Genomic DNA, 18,044 nt, shown 5'->3' with positions numbered 1-18,044 from the left:
GCAGAGAACAAGCCGTCACAACGGCAGTTCGACCTCGGCGATGCACGACACGAGTGTCACGCCGTTCTGATCTGTGAGTTTGAGCTTGATCTGGACCAGTGGGACACCCCAGTTCGATTCCGCTTGTTTGTCGATGATCTCGGCGTCGAAGTAGGTGACATCGCCTTCGAAGGCGGGTCCTCGGAAGTCAGCCTTGGTGTGTCGGACCATGCCCTCATGGCCGGCCCAGTTGGCCAGGAAGTCGGTGCACCAGGCACCCATGGTGGCGCCGTAGCCGTAGGCGCGTGCCATGCCCACCTCGTCGGCCTTGTCGGCGTCGATGTGGCCTCGAGAAGGGCCGAGGTATAGTCCGTCCCGTAGCCGTGGGTCGATCTTGGCGCCCTCTTCATCGAATCCGAAGCCCTCGACCCAACCGGGATCCTGGTTGATCCAGGGGTCTTCGATACCGGGCGGTGCAACCCATCCGAACGTGCCCCAGATGTTGAAGATGAAGGCACGGTATTCGGTGGTGAAACTGGCGATGCTGTGGGGGCCGATGGCGCGTCGCTGGAGCTTGTCACCGACACTGACCTCGTCGAAGCGTGGTGATACGCCCAGGCGGTTGGACATGAGCCATTCGGTACGCAGCTTGTCGACCTCGGCCAGTTCGGCAGCAGTCCACTTCTTGATGGCACCGATCTGGGTGTCGTACATGCCACGCTTTTTGGCTTCGGTCTGCAGGTAGCGGATACCTGTCGAGCGTTCCTTGGCGACCAGGGCCCCGTACTGGTTGGTGTGAGTGGTGTCGCCCCGGGAGAACATCGTCGGGCCGGCAAACTTGGTGTCAGTCACCTTGTAATCGTGAAAGCGCCGTTCTTGGAACAGCTTGTCACCGGGGCGGATTGGGGTACCGTAGAACCACCATTCCTCACCACCGAAGATCAGATGGCTCCCCGGGATCTTGCCGACCAGCGCCGGTTGGGCTCCGTGGCCGAAATCCAATGAAACCGCCATCGACTGTGGCGCGACGAGGCCGCCGAACCGAGTGTTCTCGGCGAACTCATTGTCCCAGTGCAGCGGGTTCGGATTGTCCATCGCCATGACCCAACGACGGATGTCGGAACCGCTGCACGGGTCATGGAGCTGGCCGCCGCCAACGGGTTTGCCTACGCGATGGTCCACGTCGGACAGGTCGAGCTCGACGGGTCCGGCCTCGATTTCACTCGTCATTGAGTTGCTCCTGGCTGGTGTGATAGTTAGCGATTTACGTCGACGATGATGCGGCCACGGACGGTACCGTCCATGAGTTGGCCGGCGGCGGCGATCGATTCTTCTAGGGAGACTTCGGCTGCGATTGAGTCCAGGGCAGCGGGCTCGAGGTCATTGGACAGTCGGGTCCAGGCGGTCAGCCGTCGTTCCGTGGGGGCCATGACGCTGTCGATACCCAACAAGGACACGCCCCGGAGGATGAAAGGTGCCACCGACGCCGGGAAGTCCATGCCTTGGGCAAGTCCGCATGCGGTCACCGTTCCGCCGTACCGCGTCTGAGCGCAGGCATTGGCGAGAGTGAAACTACCGACCGAGTCGACGACTCCGGCCCAACGCTCCTTCTGCAGTGGCTTGCCCTTGGCGGAGAGCTCTTCGCGGTCGATGATTGTGGTGGCACCGAGTTCCTTTAGGTACGTGACCTCGGAGCTCTTGCCGGTAGATGCGGCCACGGTGAAGCCTGCCTTCGTCAGCAGGGCGATTGCCACGCTGCCCACGCCGCCGGTGGCACCGGTGACCAAGATTTCGCCCTGGTCGGGGCGTACTCCATTGTTCAGCAGGCCTTCGACGCACAGGCTTGCGGTGTACCCTGCGGTGCCGATGGCCATTGCCTGGCGCGGGGTGAAGACGTCGGGAAGAGGGACGAGCCAATCGCCGTCGAGGCTTGCGCGTTGCGCGAAGCCACCCCAGTGTGTTTCGCCGACGCCCCAGCCGTTGAGGACAACGCGATCGCCTTGTGACCATCGTGCGTGTGAGCTGAAGGTTACGGTCCCGGCGAGGTCGATACCGGGCACCATGGGGAACTTGCGGACCACCGGCGACTTGCCGGTGATGGCGAGGGCATCCTTGAAGTTGAGCGAGGAGTAGTCCACATCGATCTGGACGTTTCCTTCCGGAAGCGCGGTGGCATCCAGGTCCTGCAGGGCGACACGCTGCCCACTCTCGTCCTTCTCGATGACAACTGCCTTGAACATCAGTCGGATCTCCTTTTCTGTGCCTGAGGGCCGGGCACCTTTGGGAGCCACGCTACGATCATCCTTATAATGTTGTCAATGTTTAAGAGTGACGTCGGCGACCTTGGTCGGCGGCATGGTGGGCGGACCGCTCCGCACGCCGCCCCGTGGTTCGACCCAAACGGCATAGTTTGAAGTATTGCAATCCTAATAAGGATTCCAGTAATGTCTGACACATGGAATTCGGGTTGGGTGCGGCGGCTTCTGAGCTCCGCGCCGATTTACGTCGGCTGATAAAAGACCAGGTGCCTGCACACTTCCGGGGAGCCTTCACGGATGATCCCGCGGATCTCCAGGCGGCGCAGGAGTTTTGCAAAGTCCTGGCCGACAAGGAATTGCTGTGTCTGGCGTGGCCGAAGGAATTCGGTGGACGCGACGCCTCGGTATGGGAGGAAGTAGTGGTCCGCGAGGAGATGTGGGCACACCACGAGCCTCGCGGCGCCCAGTACATGGGTGTCAACTGGGTGGGGCCGACCCTCATGCGCCACGGGACCGAAGAGCAGCAGCGCCAGCACCTGCCTCCGATCGGCCGCGGTGAGGTGATCTGGTGTCAGGGGTTCAGCGAACCCGGTTCCGGATCGGACCTGGCGTCGTTGCGGACGGCCGCGCGTCGCGACGGCGACGGATGGTCGATCTCGGGTCAGAAGATCTGGACCTCTTACGCGACGATGGCGCAGTGGTGCTTCCTGCTCGCACGAACCTCATCTGAGGGCCCGAAGCAGCACGGTTTGACCGTGTTCCTGGTGCCCATGTCCGACCCGGCGATCGAAGTGCGACCAATCCGCACAATGTTGGGTCCGCATCATCTGAACGAGGTCTTCTTCAATGACGTCAAGGTGACCGAGGCGCAAGTTCTCGGGACCATCGATGACGGCTGGAAGGTGGTCCGCGAGGTTCTGGCCTTCGAGCGAGTGGGTATAGCGCGATACGCGCGTGTCGAACGCCTGCTGCAGAGTACGCCGGAAGTACTCGCCGAACAGTGGGACGACCTCCCTGCCGAGCTGCGCGTCCGGTGGGCGCGCGCACTCGTGCACTGCCGTCGAGCTCGGTTGCTCGCCTATCAGGTTGTGGCGAAACAAGCAGAGGGAGCGGTGAGTCCCGGCGACGCTGCGTCGTATCGGATCGCCGTCACCACTCTGGATCAAGAAAGTGCTGAGGTGTTGATCGAGATGGTGTCCTACATGCAGTCATCCGAAGCAAGGGCGGTCCTGTTCGAACTGGATGTTCGGGACCACTGGAGCTACTCGCAGGCAGCGACGGTTGCGTCGGGGAGCATTGAGATGCAAAAAATTCTGTTGGCGCGGACGATGCTGGGTTCGTCATGAAAATTGACTTGAGTAACGAAGCAAAGGATTACGGCCACGCAGCCTTGCGCGCATTTGAGTCCGTGGGCGGCGATGGACTTGTCGAAGCCGCAGAAATCAACCCCGATGAACGTGATCGGCTGCTCTCGGGTGTCTTCACTGAACTCGGTGCCTGGGACCTTGCGCCGCGGAAGGACGACGACGAGCTCGAGGCGGCAGCGGCGTTATGTCGCAGCGCGGGCTATTGGGCTGTGCCCTATCCGGTGGCGGAGCGGCTGTCCAAGCCAGTCGACCTCGACTTCGACGGGTTATTAGTGATCGCCGACAACAAACCTTCTGCGGCAGTTTCGGGACTGGAACTTCGTTGGTTGGCAACTACTCTGGGTGGGCACCGCAGTGTGGCCGTCGCGCGCCCACCGGTGGGGTCGCCCCGTACTTCGGCATTTGTCGCTCCCTTGGACCTGCAACCGCTCGATGCCAACGGGCTCGCAGACGTCGCTCTCGGTCTCGTACTACCGTGCTGGACACTTCTCGGGATGCTCGACAGGGCGATCGACCTCACGCGATCACATGTGCTGATCCGCGAGCAGTTCGGTAAGCCGTTGGCGACGCTCCAGGGCGTGCAGTTCCAGCTCACCGATGCCGAGGCCGAACGATCGGGTGTCGAGGTGCTGGCCAAGTATGCGCTCTGGAGCATCGAGACCGGCCGGCCGGAGGCCATCGATGACGCACTGGCTCTGCGCCTGGCAGCAATCGAGGCGGCCGAGACCGTGTTTCGTGTGGCACATCAGCTCCACGGGGCCAGTGGCTTCTGTGACGAGACCACGCTGTCGTGGTTCTCCAGGTACAGCCTGCCGTTGCGGCGGCTTCCGGTGGGATTGTCGGCGACCGCGGCCGCGCTGACCGACCAGGTCGGACGCCGCGGCTTGACCGGGTTGTTCGCTCCCGCCGACGAGGCGGGTGGGTTGTGAAGTACGACCTTCCATCTGCCCTGACGGTGACGTCTGAGGGGCCCGTTCGCACCGTGCTGATCAACCGTCCCGACGATCTGAACGCCGTCAACAAAGAACTGCATGGGGCACTTGCCACCGTGTGGCGGCAGTTGGCGGCCGACCGCGAGGCCTCCGTCGTCATTCTCACCGGAGCCGGGCGAGCCTTCAGCGCCGGCGGTGACCTGGACTGGATCACCTCATTTCTCGAAGATCCAGTGGCGCGGGACGACAGCATTCGCGAAGGCTCGGAGATCATCGAGGAAATGCTGAGGTTTCCCCTCCCCGTGATCGCTGCCATCAACGGGCCCGCTGTCGGCCTGGGATGCAGCATCGCCGTGCTCTGCGACGTCGTCCTGATGTCAGAGAAGGCCTACCTCGCCGATCCACATGTGACTGTCGGTCTGACGGCGGGCGACGGTGGTGCGGCGTTCTGGCCGTTGCTGACGCCGATTCTACGCTCCCGCGAATACCTCTATACAGGGGACCGTATCCCCGCCGCACATGCGGTCGAGTTGGGCCTTGCCACCCGCACCACCACCGCGGACGGTCTCCTGCCGGAAGCCCGGCGCATCGCTGATCGCTTTGCCCGGCAACCGCGCGAGGCGCTCCACAGCACGAAACGTGTAGTCAACATGTACCTGTCCCAGGCGCTCGCGGGTCCCTTGCAGGCGGGTTTCGCGGCTGAGGTCGCGAGTATGCAGTCGGCTGATCATCGTGAACGATTGCTGGCGCTCGGTCGCAAGGACGACGTCCGATGACCATGTCGAAAAACCGCGACCTGGAGAACTTCCGGACGAAGGTCCGCGAATGGTGCCGAGCGCATGTGCCCGTCGACTGGCGAACTTCCCAGACCGGTGTCAGTGACGAGGTCTTCGTACAGTTTCAAAAGGATTGGTTCGCAGAGCTCCACACAGCCGGCTTCGCGGTTCCGCACTGGCCCGCCGAATGGGGAGGCGGCATGTCGGTCGAGCAGCAGGTGGTGTTGTACCAGGAGCTGGCGGCTCACGATGCGCCTCGTCTGGTCCTGCCCTTCGTTTCGATCCATCACGCCGCGTCCACTCTTCTCGCAGCGGGCAGTGAGGAACAGCGCGACCGTCATCTGCCGGCAATCCTGGCAGGTGAAATCTGGTGCCAAGGATTCTCTGAACCCGGAGCCGGATCCGACATGGCCGCCCTTTCGACCACCGCGCGAAAGGACGGCAACAATTACATCGTCAACGGCCAAAAGCTCTGGGCCAGTGGAGCAATGTATGCCGATTGGTGCCTCCTCCTGGCGCGTACCGATCCTGAGGCTCCGCAACGTCGCGGCATTTCCTACTTTCTGATGGATATGCGTTCACCCGGTATAGATGTTCGCCCGATCCGGCAGGCAACCGGTGAATCCCATTTCTGCGAGATCTTCCTCAATGATGTGGTGATCCCGTCCTCTGCAATGGTCGGGCCGGAGAACGAGGGCTGGAGAGTTGCACAGGAGACTCTGGGCGCGGAGCGCGGAATGACCATGCTCGAACTGGCGGAACGGTTGGGCCACGGCGGATTTCCATGGCTCGTGGAACTGTGCGCAGAGCGACGAGCAGACGGGACTCGTCCCCTGGACGACGCCGCTGTTGTAGACCGCCTCGCCACTTTGGAAATCGAGGTCACCGGACTGCGCGACTTGTGTGCGGAGTTCGTCGGAAACGACAGCCCGGGTCAGGCGGATGCGTCGATCGTCAAGCTGTACTACAGCGAGTTGCTTCAACGGATGACCGACTTCGGCGCCGACATCGCCGGACTCGCCGGCCAGACCAAACTGCGCAAACCGATGTCAAGCGGTTGGGAATCAGGTTCCTGGGTACTGGATTTCATCGGGTCCTGGGAATGGACGATTCCCGGCGGCACCAGTGAGATCCAGCGAACGATCATCGGGGAGCGCGGTCTCGGATTGCCATATGAGCCACGGAGTAACCAATGACCGATCACGTTGAAGACTTCACCGCCTTTCACGACGAACTCGCCACAGTCGCACGCGATGTCTTGGGTTCAGCCACGTCCGCCGGCGCCATCGACTGGATGCTGATTGCCGACGCCGGCTGGCTGGGGCTGGAGATCGTGGACGAACTCGACGGTGCAGGAGCAACATTCGCAGAGATCGCAGTCATCCTCCGGGAGTACGGCCGGGCGGCGGCCGGCGGACCGTACTCGGCGGTTGCCTCGGCTGCCGTCGGTGCCCTCCTTCTCCTCGAGACAAGCCCAAGTCGTGACGACCTTCTTCGGCAGACCGCAAAAGGTGAAGCGGTACCAGTCCTTGTGCAGTCTGGTGATCTTCTGTCGCACTCGGCATTCGAGCTCATCGACGAGCGGGACGAATATACGCTCAGCGGTTCGGCGGGCTTCGTCCCGGATGCATCGCACGCGGATCGGTTCCTGGTACCGGCCACGCTGCCGGACGGCACCCGAGTAGTTGTCGAGGTCGCGAAGGACTGCTCCGGACTGTCCATCACAGAGCAGCCCGTGGTGGATGAGACCCGTTCGTTCGGGGAAATCATCGCTGATGGCGTGGCCGTGCCGAAAAGTTCTGTTCACCATTTCAGCGGCGATCCGGACAAGTCGATGCGGCGCGTGAACGATCGCACAGCTGTGGCGATCGCTTGTGACAGCATCGGAGTGAGTGAGGCCATGCTCGACGCGACTGTCGAGTACGTCTGTGCCCGTGAACAGTTCGCACGCAAGATCGGTTCGTTCCAGGCAGTCAAACACTCGTGCGCAGACATGCTGGTGCAAATCACCATCGCACGTAAACTCGTGGCCAAAGCCGTGAACGCCCTGTGTGCTCCCGAATGGGACGAGCAATCCGCAGTGGCGGCCTCGATGGCCAAATCCTTCGCCACCGCAATGGCAGTCGACATCGCCGGTAAGGCAATGCAACTCCACGGCGGCATGGGATACACGTGGGAGAGTGGCATCCACGTCTACCTGAAGCGCGCTACTCTGAACCGCGCTCAATTCGGGTCTCCTGCTACGCATCGAAAGCTGCTAGGTGCCCGGTATCTGGAAAGCGGCGGTCTGACGTCAGATCGCGCCTACTGTTCACCCGCTCGGTGACGAGAGCGAAGAGACAACCGCAAGTCGCCTGGCCAGGCTCGTCCATTACCGCCATGCTGTAGAAATCGGCGTCGCTGGAGTCGCTGCGTGGTGCGTGCAGCGGCATGCAGGCGTACCTGATCTGAATTGTATCCTTGTAAGGATTGTATTCTTAGCGAAAAGCATGCATACTTCAACTTGTGATCGCAGTCACAACTTAACTGCGATGTGGTGCACGACCCCGTAGGCCACTTTTCGAAACAAACATACGCTGGTCGCCCAGCGGTATCCAGATAGAACATCTGGGCAGGTATCGCTGGCGCAACGAATACGACAAGGAGCACCCAAATGTTAACGAACTGGAGACGAGCGTGGCGGACGCTGATCCCGTGCGCTGTGCTCGTGACTGTTATCGCCGGGTGTGGCGGTACTTCGACAGTGACCAGTGACGGTGGGCCGGTCGGTGATCCCAAGCATGGCGGAGAACTGGTCATGGCGGTGAACATCGAATCAAAGACACTCGATCCGGCGTGGTGCCCCTACGTCTACGACAGGTGTGCGCCGATCTTCGGCACGCTGCTGGAGTACGACGCCGAAAGTGACGAGATAAAGTCGGCAATGGCTGAGTCTTTCGAATCGACGGATGGCGTCACCTGGATCCTGAAGCTCCGTGACAGTGTCAAGTTCAGCGACGGTACACCGTATGACGCTGAGGCCGTTGCGTTCAACTGGGCCCGGATCAAGGATCCGGCAACACTCTCGACGGCAACCGAACTTGCGGCGCCGTTGACTTGGCGGGTCGTGGATCCACTGACGCTCGAGGTCACCTCGGCGACGCCCAACTTCCAATTGCCCTGGGCGCTGACGCAAGGACTCGGGATGATCGGGTCGCCCACTGCGATGCAGGAGATGGGTGCCGATTATGGTAATGCCCCTATTGGGGCCGGCCCGTTCCTGCTGGAGAGCTGGACTCGCGACACGGAAGCCCGATACGTTGCCAATCCCGATTACTGGGACGCCAACCTGCCGTATCTCGACACCTTCGTGCTGAAGGTCATCAAGCAGGATGATCAACGACTCAATGCGTTGCGAGCAGGCGAGATCGATGTCGCCTGGTCCACGCAATCCAAGGACGCGAAGACGATGGAAACCGAAGGTTTCACCGTCGATGCCCTGCCCCTGGTCGGTGGTACGGGACTGAACCTCAATCTCGAGGATCCAGTTCTCAAAGACCCGGACCTGCGACTCGCCATCCAGAAGAGCATCGACCCGAAGGGTATAAACGCCGCGGTCTACCCCGGTACAGAAGCGGCTGACGCTTTCCTGCGACCCGACAGCGAGTTCCGCGATGATGCACTGGGTAAGTACCCGGAACTGAACCTTGACGAGGCGCAGGAGATCTTCGACTCGTACCTCAGCCGCACCGGCAAGTCGGATGTCACTCTGTCCTTCAAAGTTCATGCCGGAATCCCCGACCTGACTCTTGTAGCGCAGGTTCTCCAGTCGCAGTTGCAGAAGATCAATGGTCTGACGGTGAACATCGAACCGGTGGAATACGGGGCCCTCGAGACGATGCGACGTGCGGGTAACTTCCAGATGGTGTTGGGTTCGACGCTCTCGCAGCAGATGGATGCACTCTACGACACGTTCCATTCCGGCGGTAAGAACAACATCACGGGCTTCTCGAATCCGGAAGTCGATGCCGCACTGGAGAGAACGCGAACGTCAAATGACCCAGCGGATGTGGAAGCGGCGTACCAGACGGTGAACGGTGTGGTGTCCGAGGAAGCACCGATCCGGACGTGGCGATACCCGGAGGGATACATCTTCAGTCAGAAGTACGTCCAAGGCCTGAAAGTCATCGGAGTACCGGCGGCGGCTGGCGTAATCATCGACGAAGTCTGGCTCAACAAGTAGTCCGGATAGTTCGAAGTGCCGTTCGATTGGGAGCGGCTGGCCAACAGTCGCTCCCCCCGGGTGTGGCACATCAACGAAGGGATGTGATCTAGACGTGAGTGGAAGATCCATCAGGCGCATACTTATCGGAGTGGCGAACTTCCTCTTACTGGTCTGGATGGTCAGTGTGGCAGTTTTCCTTCTGCTGGAACTGATTCCCGGTGACCCCGTGGACAGTTTGGTTCCTCCCGGGTCGCCGGAGAACGTGCGGGAGGCGGCACGCGAACTCTATGGGCTGAATGAACCGCTACTCGACCGCTACTTCTCTTGGATCGGCGGAATCGTTCAAGGTGACTTCGGGACGTCTCTGGCGACGAACAACGATGTGATGGCGTTGATCGCGGAACGTGCCCCGGTGTCCTTGGAGCTTGCAGTCGTGTCGATGATCGTGGCGCTTGTCGTCTCGATCCCGGTCGGCGTCTGGTCGGCTTACCGTCAGGGAGGCAAGTTTGACAAGGTTGCCACGGCCGCGACCTCAGCGACCTTGGCCATACCTTCGTTTGTCCTCGGAATCCTGCTGGTCTTCATCTTCGGCGTGCAGTTGGGAGTGCTACCGATTCTGGGATGGGTGCCATTTTCTCAGGATCCGATCGAGCACATCAGGTACCTGATCCTGCCGGTGCTCACCTTGGCGGCCGGCGAATGTGTCCTGTTCACCCGGATCCTCAAGGGGGACATGGTCGCAACGCTCCAGCAAGATCACGTGCTGTCCGCGCGCGCGCGCGGTTTGCCCACGTGGCGGATTCTCGTTCGTCATGCACTCCGCCAGTCTTCATTTTCTCTGGTGACCGTATCCGGTGTGGTGATCGGGCGGCTGATCGGTGGCACCGTCATCGTCGAGCTGATCTTCTCGCTCCCGGGTATGGGCTCCTTGGTCGTGAACTCGATCATGTCGCGGGACTTCATTGTGGTGCAGGCAATTGTCCTCCTCAGTGCAGTCATCTATTTGGTGTTGAACACCATTGTCGACTCTGCGTATCCGTGGCTCGATCCGAGAGTTCGAAAGGCTCAGGCATCATGACCGACCTCATTCAACGGGGCAACGAATTTGCCAAGCCGATGCTGGTGCCCGGCAAGCGTCGCCCCGACCGTCCGAGGCGATCTCGGCGACGTCGTCGCGATTACGGTGCACTACTGGGGGCGGTGTGGATCGGGCTCGTGGTATTTGCCGCGCTGGCCGCGGACTGGTTGCCGTTCCCCGACCCCAACGAGTTGACCGACGATTTCAACGCCGTACCAGGTTTCAACTCTCACCCTTTGGGAACCGACCCACTCGGCCGAGACGTCCTGTCCCGATGCATCTTCGGTGCTCGGGTATCGATGACCGTAGCCATCGGTGGTACCGCGATCGCTATGGTCATCGGCGTGACGATCGGTATGTTCGCCGGCTATCTGCGCGGATCTGTCGATACGGTGATCTCGTTTCTCATCAACTTCCTATTGTCATTCCCCGCGTTGATCTTCTTGATCGCGCTCGTCGCTGCGCTCGGTCCCGGGCTTTCGACATTGGTGATCGGTCTCGCGCTCCTGGGCATCCCGAACTTCGCCCGTGTTGCGAGAGCGAATACCATCGCGTTCTCCGACCGAGAGTTCGTGACCGCATCGAAAGCGCTTGGTGCAAGTCCGATTCGCATACTGACACGCGAACTTCTCGCCAATGTCATGCTGCCCGTGATGTCACTCGCTTTGGTCGTGATGGCTACTCTCGTGGTCGCGGAGGGGAGCTTGAGCTTCTTGGGATTGGGAGTTCCGCCGCCTACGCCGAGCTGGGGCGGCATGCTCGCGGAAGGTCGGGAGTACTTACGTGATTATCCACATCTGGTACTGGTCCCCTCGCTGTTCTTCTTTCTCACAGTCTTTGCTTTCAACAGACTCGGTGATTGGGCGCGGGGTCGGATCGGTAAGGAGTCAGCCATATGATGAGTAGTCGTAGGACAGCGGTCCGCGAGATGGAGGTCGCGACGTCGGCAGTCGAGCGGTCGAATCTACTCGAGGTTTCCGGCCTCCAAGTCTGGTTTGATACGCCCCGTGGACTCGTACGCGCCGTGGATGGCGTAGACCTCGAGCTACAGGCGGGCAAGACGTTGGGCATCGTCGGCGAATCCGGGTCCGGTAAATCTGTTCTGTCCCGTGCGATCATGCGAATTCTCGCGCCCAGCGCGCAGGTGCGGGACGGTAGCCGGATCAGTTTTGCCGGCACCAATCTAGTAACCGTGTCGAGAAAGAAGAACCAGCACCTCTGGGGCGTGGATCTCTCGATGGTCTTTCAGGACCCGATGACGTCACTGACGCCGGTGATGACCATCGGTGAACAGTTGTCGGAGACAGTGCGCTTCCATCTCGGTTTGGACCGACAAGCCGCGAAGGAAGTCGTCATACGCTTGCTGACGCAGGTGGGAATCCCTGAGCCACTCAAGCGCTTTGACCAGTATCCGCACAACTTGTCCGGTGGTATGCGTCAGCGAGTGACCATAGCGCTGGCGATTTCGTGTAGTCCTAAGTTGTTGATAGCAGACGAGCCGACCACTGCGCTCGACGTGACGGTGCAGCAACAGATCCTCGACCTGCTCCACGACCTGCAGGTCAAGTCGAACATGGCGATGATCCTGATAACGCACGACCTGGGTGTTGTGGCCGGCCGCGCGGATACGATTGCTGTGATGTACGCAGGCAGGGTCGTGGAAAAGGCTCCGACGCGCGAATTGTTCGCACACATGCGTCACCCGTACACCCGGGCTCTGATCGATGCGATTCCCAGGCTGGCGAATCCGAGTCACACCTACCTTCCCTCGATTCCGGGGCGACCGCCAACGATCATCGATCCTCCGCCGGGATGCAGTTTCGCACCGAGGTGTCCGTCAGCCCAGGCCCGGTGCTTGGTGGAGACGCCCGTACTTTCGGCGTCTGACGACACGCGCGACCATTCTGTGGCGTGCTTCTTCCCGCTGGGAACACCGGAGGGCGAGTCGGCCCGTGCGGCCAACGCGGCTGCGGGTACCACCGCGGCGGGCACCGAGATCGACTTGAGGGGCGTGATCTGATGGCTGGCAGTGGAACTGCTCATCTGCGGGACGGCGACGATGTCGTTCTCAGCGTTCGAAATCTTATCGTGGAATACCGCGGGAAAGACGGTGACCGTGTCTTTGCGGTCTCCGACGTGAGCTTGGATGCCCGTCGCGGAGAGACCATCGGGCTCGTGGGTGAGTCGGGTTGCGGAAAGTCCAGCGTGGCAAAAGCAATTATGCAGTTGCCGGCGCCCAAGTCCGGGCAGGTCCTGGTCGATGGCACCGACCTGTCGGGTATGTCGGGTACTGCTCTGCGGGGCCATCGCCGGAAACTGCAGATGATCTTCCAGGATCCGATCTCGTCCTTGAACCCCTTGCGGAAAGTGAAGGACATCATCGCGGAAGGTTTGCGGATTCAAGGAGGCCTGAGCAAGGACCAGGTCACCAAGAGATCCTGGGAAATGATCGATCGTGTTGGCCTGGATCCGGATACGGCAGCGGACCGCAGACCTCACGAGTTCTCGGGTGGACAATGTCAACGCATCTCGATTGCGCGTGCGATGGTTCTCGATCCGGAGATCGTGATCTGCGATGAGCCGGTTTCGGCCCTGGACGTGTCGGTGCAGGCGCAGATAATCAACCTTCTCGAGGACATGAAGAAGCGTTACCGGCTGACGTTGCTCTTCATTGCTCACGACCTTGCCGTTGTCAAAAACGTGAGTGACCGCGTTGTGGTGATGTACCTCGGAAAAATCTGTGAGGTCGCCAGTTCCGACGATCTGTTCACCTCACCGGTGCATCCGTACACCCAGGCCCTGATCAAGTCCATCCCGGAACCGGATCCCGACGCTCCGGTGCAAGAGCTCGCACTTCGCGGAGACCTGCCGTCACCTCTGAATCCGCCCAGTGGCTGCCGCTTCCGCACGAGGTGCCCATCTGCACAGAGCAGATGTGCCGAAGAAGAGCCTGAGATCAGAGAAATCGGACCGGGCCATTTCGCGGCTTGCCACTTCCCTCTGAAGGTTCCGATCCGGGACAAAGATCTCTCCGACGCCTCGGCGACGGCCAGTCGGTGACGTCGCTTCATGTGTGCAATCATTATAATGATAATATAGTGTGAGGTTGTGCAAAAATTGAGGACTATCGATCGGGTGCTCGACGCCGCGCTTGCGGCTTGCCCGGATTCCCCAGCCGTCGAGGCGATCTCCGGGGTATGGAGTTACCGCGAGCTCAATGACCAGGCGCGACGGGCGGCCGGCGCGATGTGGAAACTCGGAGTGCGCCCGGGGGATCGGGTGGCAGCATGCCTGCCCAACGACCTGGACATCATTGCCGCGTTCCACGGTGCGCAGAGGATCGGAGCGGTCTGGGCGGGTGTCGGAGAAGCGTTGTCGGAGGGCGAGCAGGAGCACGTTCGGGCTCTCTGTGAGCCGATGTTGGTGCTCGCCGGCCCCAAGTACCGGTTGAAACATGCCGGCAGAGTGGACCTCTCTCGGTGGACCGAGCTTCTCGCCGCTGATGAGTCCGCGCCGTCGGTGGAGCACGACATCGATGCACCTGCGGCAATCGCTTTCACCAGCGGGACATCTGGCCAGCCGAAGGCAGTTGTCCACAGCCAGCGGAACATGCTGTTACCCGGTGCCGCGCTGGCGCACACCCGCGGCTGGGGACCGGACCTGCGCAAGGGTGACAGCTTTCCGTTGACGATTCTCAACCTGATGGTGCTGTCGACACTTCTGACCGCACAGGTCGGTGGATGTTGCGTGATCATGAACCGCCGCGACGCCTCCGGTGTCGCAGAATGGATCGCGTCGCACAAGATCACCTTGTGGAATGGCGCGCCCGCGCAACTCTATGATTTGGCCCGGCGAGATGATGTGGACCTGTCGTCGCTGCGAGAGGTGTGGAGCGGCGGCGCCGACACCTCCGACGCGCTGCGGCGTGAGTTCGCAGAAAGGTACGGGCTGATCCCGCGCGCCACGTACGGGTTGACAGAGGCGCCGACGATCGTGTCGATCGACCCGGTCGGAGCGGACTGGCGGGAGGGGAGCAGTGGCCAGGTGTTACCCCAGTACGACGTGGCCGCGTACGACGACGACGGTGTGAGGTTGCCCCCGGGCGACCTCGGCGAACTGCGGCTGGCGGCGACCGAGGTCGGACCGTTTGCTGATGAGTGGCGGCCACTGCTCGGGTACTGGGAGAACGGTGGCGTGCGTCCGACAGAGTCGTCAGTAATCGCCACCGGCGACATGGGCACGGTCGACGAGAACGGTTGGTTGACGGTTCTGGATCGTAAGAAGCTAGTCATAATCCGTGGTGGCGCCAACATCTATCCCCTCGAAGTGGAGCGGGTCATTTCGACCCATCCGGACATCGCCAAAGTTGTGGTCTATCCCGTGCCCGACGATCGACTCGGAGAGCGGGTGGCGACAGCATTCGAAGGCGTGGGGCCGATCGACACGGACGCACTCGCAGAATTGTGCCGGCAGGAATTGTCTCCGTATAAGGTCCCCGAGATCTGGACCCAGGTCGAAGCTCTGCCGGTCAATGCAATGGGCAAGGTCCAGCGATCAGGCCTCGCCGAGTTCGTCAGTGCACAATCGACATCGACAGCAAAGGGTCTGGCATGACAAATTGCCCTACCGAAGCATCCATGCTCGGCCTCGACGGACGTGTAGCGATCGTCACCGGAGCTTCGTCCGGACTCGGGGTTGCAGTCGCGGAGGCGTTGGCGAAGGCCGGGGCCCGGGTCGCCGTCGTGGCTCGTCGTGCTGACAGACTCGCCGACATCGTGGAACGGATCGGCGGTGTTGCGGTAGCCCGTGACCTCTCTGCGCTCGAGCAGGTCGCCTCGGTCGTCCCTGAGGTCGTCGAGGCGCTGGGGCCACCGGAGATCTTGATCAATGCCGCGGGCAGCATGTTCACCGAGGAGAAGGCCGAATCCGAACCGGTCGAGGCGATCCGTAAGACACTCGATCTCAACCTGGCGGCGCCATTCATATTGGCGCAAGCAGCGTTTCCCCACATGGTGGCCGCGGGCAGGGGAACCATCGTGAACATCTCCTCCATCAGTGGGAGGGTCGGGATACCCGGGATCCCGCAGGCGTCGTACGCCGCGAGCAAAGCCGGTTTGTCGGGTCTCACCGTCGAGTTGGCCGTCCAATGGGCGCGTCATTCGATTCGAATCAACACCGTGGCACCGGGGTTCTTCCGCAGCGAGATCACCGGCCCCTTGTACGACAGTGAACGCGCATCCGAATATCTGCGCCGGAACACCCCTCTGCCGACGCAGGGTACGGCGGACGACATCGTCGGCGCCGTGCTGTGGCTCGCGGGCGATACGGCGTCGTATGTGACAGGGCAGACGATTGTCGTAGACGGTGGTTGGACGGCCCGGTGACATCTGGGCCGCGGTCTCACCGGCAGCAGAGTCCCGGTCTGTGTGTGACTGTCCGGGGTGGCAACGAGTTGTCAGAACCGTGACGGTGGCGAGGCACGGTCGGATTCCACAGCGTCGCATCGCGGAAACCGTGGCGGCGGAGTTGCGCGAACGCATCTTTGCCGATGACCAATACAGTTTTGCGACCCAAGAGCAGCTGGTCAGAGAGTTCGGTGTGAGTCATCCCTCGATAAGGGAGGCGCTACGGATCCTCGAGACCGAGGGTTTGGTGACGGTGCGACGAGGGAAGGTCGGCGGCGCAAACGTGCATCGACCGGATGAGGCGCAGGCGGCCTGTCATCTGGGTCTGTCCCTCCAATCGGCGCGAGTGACTCTGCGCGACCTTGCTGTAGGGCTTCAGATGCTCGAACCGAACTGTGCGGAGGCGTGTGCCTCACGGGAAGACCGTGCCGAAGTGGTGGTACCGGCGCTCCGGCGTTGTGTTGAGATGTCAGAGCAGGCAATGAACGACGGCGTGGTATTTACTCAATCCGGACGCGACTTTCACCGGCTGATCGTCTCATTCACCCCGAATCCGGTGATCCGCTCGGCGGTGGGCAGTTACGTCGCCCTGTGGTCGGCCCAGGAGCAGGCGTGGGCCGTCGCGACCATGCGGAATAGCAGTTACCCGAGTTCGGCCCTCGAAAGCGACGTTGTGTGCGCGCATCGGCGGATCGTCGACGATATCGAGGCCGGTCGGCCTGGTGAGGCCAAACGGCTGGCCCGGGCACATCTAGAAGCCACTCAGGCGTTCATCATCGAACATCACGGTGACAGCGTCGTCAATGTTTCGAACAGTTCTTCGCGGCGTGGGCGACCATCGATGCGATGAACGACCGCCCCGAAAGGACCACATCATGAATTTCGAATTGACCGAAGACCAGGAACAAATGCGAGTCGGGGCGAGGGAACTCGCCCGGAGTTTCTCCGATGAATACTGGGCCGACAAGGACGAAAAGGGCGAGTTCCCCTGGGAGTTCTATAACAAGTTTGCTGCCGGCGGATGGTTGGGAATTGCGATTCCCGAAGAGTACGGCGGCGGCGGGCTCGGGATCTTCGAGGCAGCACTGCTCCTCGAGGAGGTCGCAGCGTCAGGTGCCGGTATGAACGGCTGCAGCACGATGCATCTAACGATCTTCGGTCTCAACACCATCGTCAAACACGGCAGTGAGGAGCTTCGCAGGGAAATACTCCCGGCCGCGGCGGACGGCTCGTTGCACGTGTGTTTCGGAGTGACCGAGCCGAACGCGGGCACTGACACCACCAACCTCACCACGTTTGCCGAGAAGGTCGACAAGGGCTACATCATCAACGGGCGGAAGGTGTGGATCACCAAGGCTGGTGATTCGACCAAGATGATCCTCATCGCCCGCACCACCAAGCGCAACGAGGTGAAGCGATCCACCGATGGGATGACACTGTTCCTCATCGACATCGATCCCGAGCACGTCGCTTTGAAGGCCATTCCGAAGATGGGCCGCAACGCTGTCTCATCGTATGAGGTCTTCATTGATGACTACTTCGTCCCGGACAGCGCCAGAGTAGGCGAGGAGGGCAAGGGCTTCAAGTACCTTCTCGACGGACTGAATCCAGAGCGGATTCTGCTCGCGCACGAAGCTCTGGGTATCGGCCGGGCTGCGCTGGCCCGGGCCGTCACGTACGCGAAGGAGCGAGTGGTCTTCGGCCGGCCCATTGGTCAGAATCAGGGGGTGGCGTTCCCGTTGGCAGAGGCGGTCACGCGACTGGACGCGGCAGAATTGATGGCACGGAACGCTGCGTGGCGTTACGACAATGGATTCCCGTGTGGGCGCGAAGCGAATATGGCCAAGTGGTTGTGCGCCGACGCAGGTTTCAACACCGCCGATCAGGCGATTCAGACGCACGGTGGGATGGGCTACGCACGTGAGTACCATGTGGAGCGATATTTCCGTGAGTCTCGCATCCTCCGCATCGCTCCGGTCAGCCAGGAAATGGTGATGAACTACATCTCCAACCACGTTCTCGGCCTGCCTAAGTCGTACTGAGCA

The 18,044-nt window shown here is 61.3% G+C and carries 16 protein-coding genes; 14 read left to right on the top strand and 2 right to left on the bottom strand.

Annotated elements, in window-relative coordinates:
- Positions 1 to 15: 15 nt before the first annotated feature.
- Together JQT59_RS01220 and acuI are read right to left on the bottom strand one after the other, a co-directional pair.
- Entirely contained in the window at positions 16 to 1,209 is a 1,194-nt protein-coding gene (locus JQT59_RS01220) for a MaoC family dehydratase (protein ID WP_213571279.1), read from the bottom strand.
- A 26-nt stretch (positions 1,210 to 1,235) separates the two neighbouring features.
- On the bottom strand, positions 1,236 to 2,219 hold the full coding sequence (gene acuI / locus JQT59_RS01215; RefSeq protein ID WP_213571277.1) for an acrylyl-CoA reductase (NADPH): 984 nt from the start codon (positions 2,217 to 2,219) through the stop codon (positions 1,236 to 1,238).
- A gap of 215 nt (positions 2,220 to 2,434) precedes the next feature.
- Here acuI and JQT59_RS01210 point away from each other — a divergent pair, with 215 nt between their 5' ends.
- From JQT59_RS01210 to JQT59_RS01145, 14 genes are all read left to right on the top strand, one after another.
- Complete coding sequence (locus JQT59_RS01210; RefSeq protein WP_213571275.1) at positions 2,435 to 3,583, top strand: acyl-CoA dehydrogenase family protein; 1,149 nt, start codon at positions 2,435 to 2,437, stop codon at positions 3,581 to 3,583.
- Positions 3,580 to 4,533, top strand: a complete 954-nt coding sequence (locus JQT59_RS01205; protein ID WP_213571273.1) for an acyl-CoA dehydrogenase family protein — start codon at positions 3,580 to 3,582, stop codon at positions 4,531 to 4,533. Before JQT59_RS01210 ends, JQT59_RS01205 begins: the two co-directional genes overlap by 4 nt.
- Positions 4,530 to 5,312: an enoyl-CoA hydratase/isomerase family protein gene (locus tag JQT59_RS01200; RefSeq protein ID WP_213571271.1), complete on the top strand. Its 783-nt coding sequence runs from the start codon at positions 4,530 to 4,532 to the stop codon at positions 5,310 to 5,312. The genes JQT59_RS01205 and JQT59_RS01200 overlap by 4 nt, the downstream gene beginning before the upstream one ends.
- Entirely contained in the window at positions 5,309 to 6,508 is a 1,200-nt protein-coding gene (locus JQT59_RS01195) for an acyl-CoA dehydrogenase family protein (RefSeq protein ID WP_502939688.1), read from the top strand. The genes JQT59_RS01200 and JQT59_RS01195 overlap by 4 nt, the downstream gene beginning before the upstream one ends.
- Entirely contained in the window at positions 6,505 to 7,638 is a 1,134-nt protein-coding gene (locus tag JQT59_RS01190) for an acyl-CoA dehydrogenase family protein (RefSeq protein WP_213571269.1), read from the top strand. The genes JQT59_RS01195 and JQT59_RS01190 overlap by 4 nt, the downstream gene beginning before the upstream one ends.
- Positions 7,639 to 8,055: 417 nt before the next feature.
- Positions 8,056 to 9,534, top strand: coding sequence for an ABC transporter substrate-binding protein (locus JQT59_RS01185; RefSeq protein ID WP_213571267.1), 1,479 nt, complete (start codon positions 8,056 to 8,058; stop codon positions 9,532 to 9,534).
- 94 nt (positions 9,535 to 9,628) lie between these two features.
- Positions 9,629 to 10,594, top strand: coding sequence for an ABC transporter permease (locus tag JQT59_RS01180; RefSeq protein ID WP_283253996.1), 966 nt, complete (start codon positions 9,629 to 9,631; stop codon positions 10,592 to 10,594).
- A 299-nt stretch (positions 10,595 to 10,893) separates the two neighbouring features.
- Positions 10,894 to 11,493: an ABC transporter permease gene (locus JQT59_RS01175; protein WP_249353585.1), complete on the top strand. Its 600-nt coding sequence runs from the start codon at positions 10,894 to 10,896 to the stop codon at positions 11,491 to 11,493.
- A 29-nt stretch (positions 11,494 to 11,522) separates the two neighbouring features.
- Complete coding sequence (locus tag JQT59_RS01170) at positions 11,523 to 12,614, top strand: ABC transporter ATP-binding protein (protein ID WP_213571551.1); 1,092 nt, start codon at positions 11,523 to 11,525, stop codon at positions 12,612 to 12,614.
- A complete protein-coding gene (locus tag JQT59_RS01165; protein WP_213571263.1) occupies positions 12,614 to 13,654 on the top strand; it encodes an ABC transporter ATP-binding protein in 1,041 nt (346 codons plus the stop codon). Before JQT59_RS01170 ends, JQT59_RS01165 begins: the two co-directional genes overlap by 1 nt.
- 48 nt (positions 13,655 to 13,702) lie before the next feature.
- Positions 13,703 to 15,208: a class I adenylate-forming enzyme family protein gene (locus tag JQT59_RS01160; RefSeq protein WP_249353584.1), complete on the top strand. Its 1,506-nt coding sequence runs from the start codon at positions 13,703 to 13,705 to the stop codon at positions 15,206 to 15,208.
- Positions 15,205 to 15,978 carry an SDR family NAD(P)-dependent oxidoreductase gene (locus JQT59_RS01155; protein ID WP_213571261.1) on the top strand — a complete coding sequence of 258 codons (774 nt, stop codon included), beginning with the start codon at positions 15,205 to 15,207 and terminating at the stop codon, positions 15,976 to 15,978. The genes JQT59_RS01160 and JQT59_RS01155 overlap by 4 nt, the downstream gene beginning before the upstream one ends.
- 142 nt (positions 15,979 to 16,120) lie before the next feature.
- Positions 16,121 to 16,849, top strand: a complete 729-nt coding sequence (locus JQT59_RS01150) for a FadR/GntR family transcriptional regulator (protein WP_349306970.1) — start codon at positions 16,121 to 16,123, stop codon at positions 16,847 to 16,849.
- 25 nt (positions 16,850 to 16,874) lie between these two features.
- The gene (locus tag JQT59_RS01145) at positions 16,875 to 18,041 is read left to right on the top strand and encodes an acyl-CoA dehydrogenase family protein (protein WP_213571257.1); all 1,167 of its coding nucleotides are present in this window, start codon (positions 16,875 to 16,877) and stop codon (positions 18,039 to 18,041) included.
- Positions 18,042 to 18,044 lie beyond the last annotated feature (3 nt).

The organism is Rhodococcus sp. USK13 (assembly GCF_018343855.1).
GTDB lineage: Bacteria > Actinomycetota > Actinomycetes > Mycobacteriales > Mycobacteriaceae > Rhodococcus_F > Rhodococcus_F oxybenzonivorans.
Note: the sequence above shows the minus strand (reverse complement) of the source record. Positions and strands in the feature narration are given on the sequence as shown.

Bases quoted from the DNA above. Each gene is read 5' to 3' on its own strand.
- acuI (WP_213571277.1), bottom strand. From the start codon at position 2,219: ATGTTCAAGGCAGTTGTCATCGAGAAGGACGAGAGTGGGCAGCGTGTC.
- JQT59_RS01220 (WP_213571279.1), bottom strand. From the start codon at position 1,209: ATGACGAGTGAAATCGAGGCCGGACCCGTCGAGCTCGACCTGTCCGAC.
- JQT59_RS01165 (WP_213571263.1), top strand. From the start codon at position 12,614: ATGGCTGGCAGTGGAACTGCTCATCTGCGGGACGGCGACGATGTCGTT.
- JQT59_RS01170 (WP_213571551.1), top strand. From the start codon at position 11,523: ATGGAGGTCGCGACGTCGGCAGTCGAGCGGTCGAATCTACTCGAGGTT.
- JQT59_RS01195 (WP_502939688.1), top strand. From the start codon at position 5,309: ATGACCATGTCGAAAAACCGCGACCTGGAGAACTTCCGGACGAAGGTC.
- JQT59_RS01175 (WP_249353585.1), top strand. From the start codon at position 10,894: ATGACCGTAGCCATCGGTGGTACCGCGATCGCTATGGTCATCGGCGTG.
- JQT59_RS01210 (WP_213571275.1), top strand. From the start codon at position 2,435: ATGGAATTCGGGTTGGGTGCGGCGGCTTCTGAGCTCCGCGCCGATTTA.
- JQT59_RS01145 (WP_213571257.1), top strand. From the start codon at position 16,875: ATGAATTTCGAATTGACCGAAGACCAGGAACAAATGCGAGTCGGGGCG.
- JQT59_RS01205 (WP_213571273.1), top strand. From the start codon at position 3,580: ATGAAAATTGACTTGAGTAACGAAGCAAAGGATTACGGCCACGCAGCC.
- JQT59_RS01155 (WP_213571261.1), top strand. From the start codon at position 15,205: ATGACAAATTGCCCTACCGAAGCATCCATGCTCGGCCTCGACGGACGT.
- JQT59_RS01190 (WP_213571269.1), top strand. From the start codon at position 6,505: ATGACCGATCACGTTGAAGACTTCACCGCCTTTCACGACGAACTCGCC.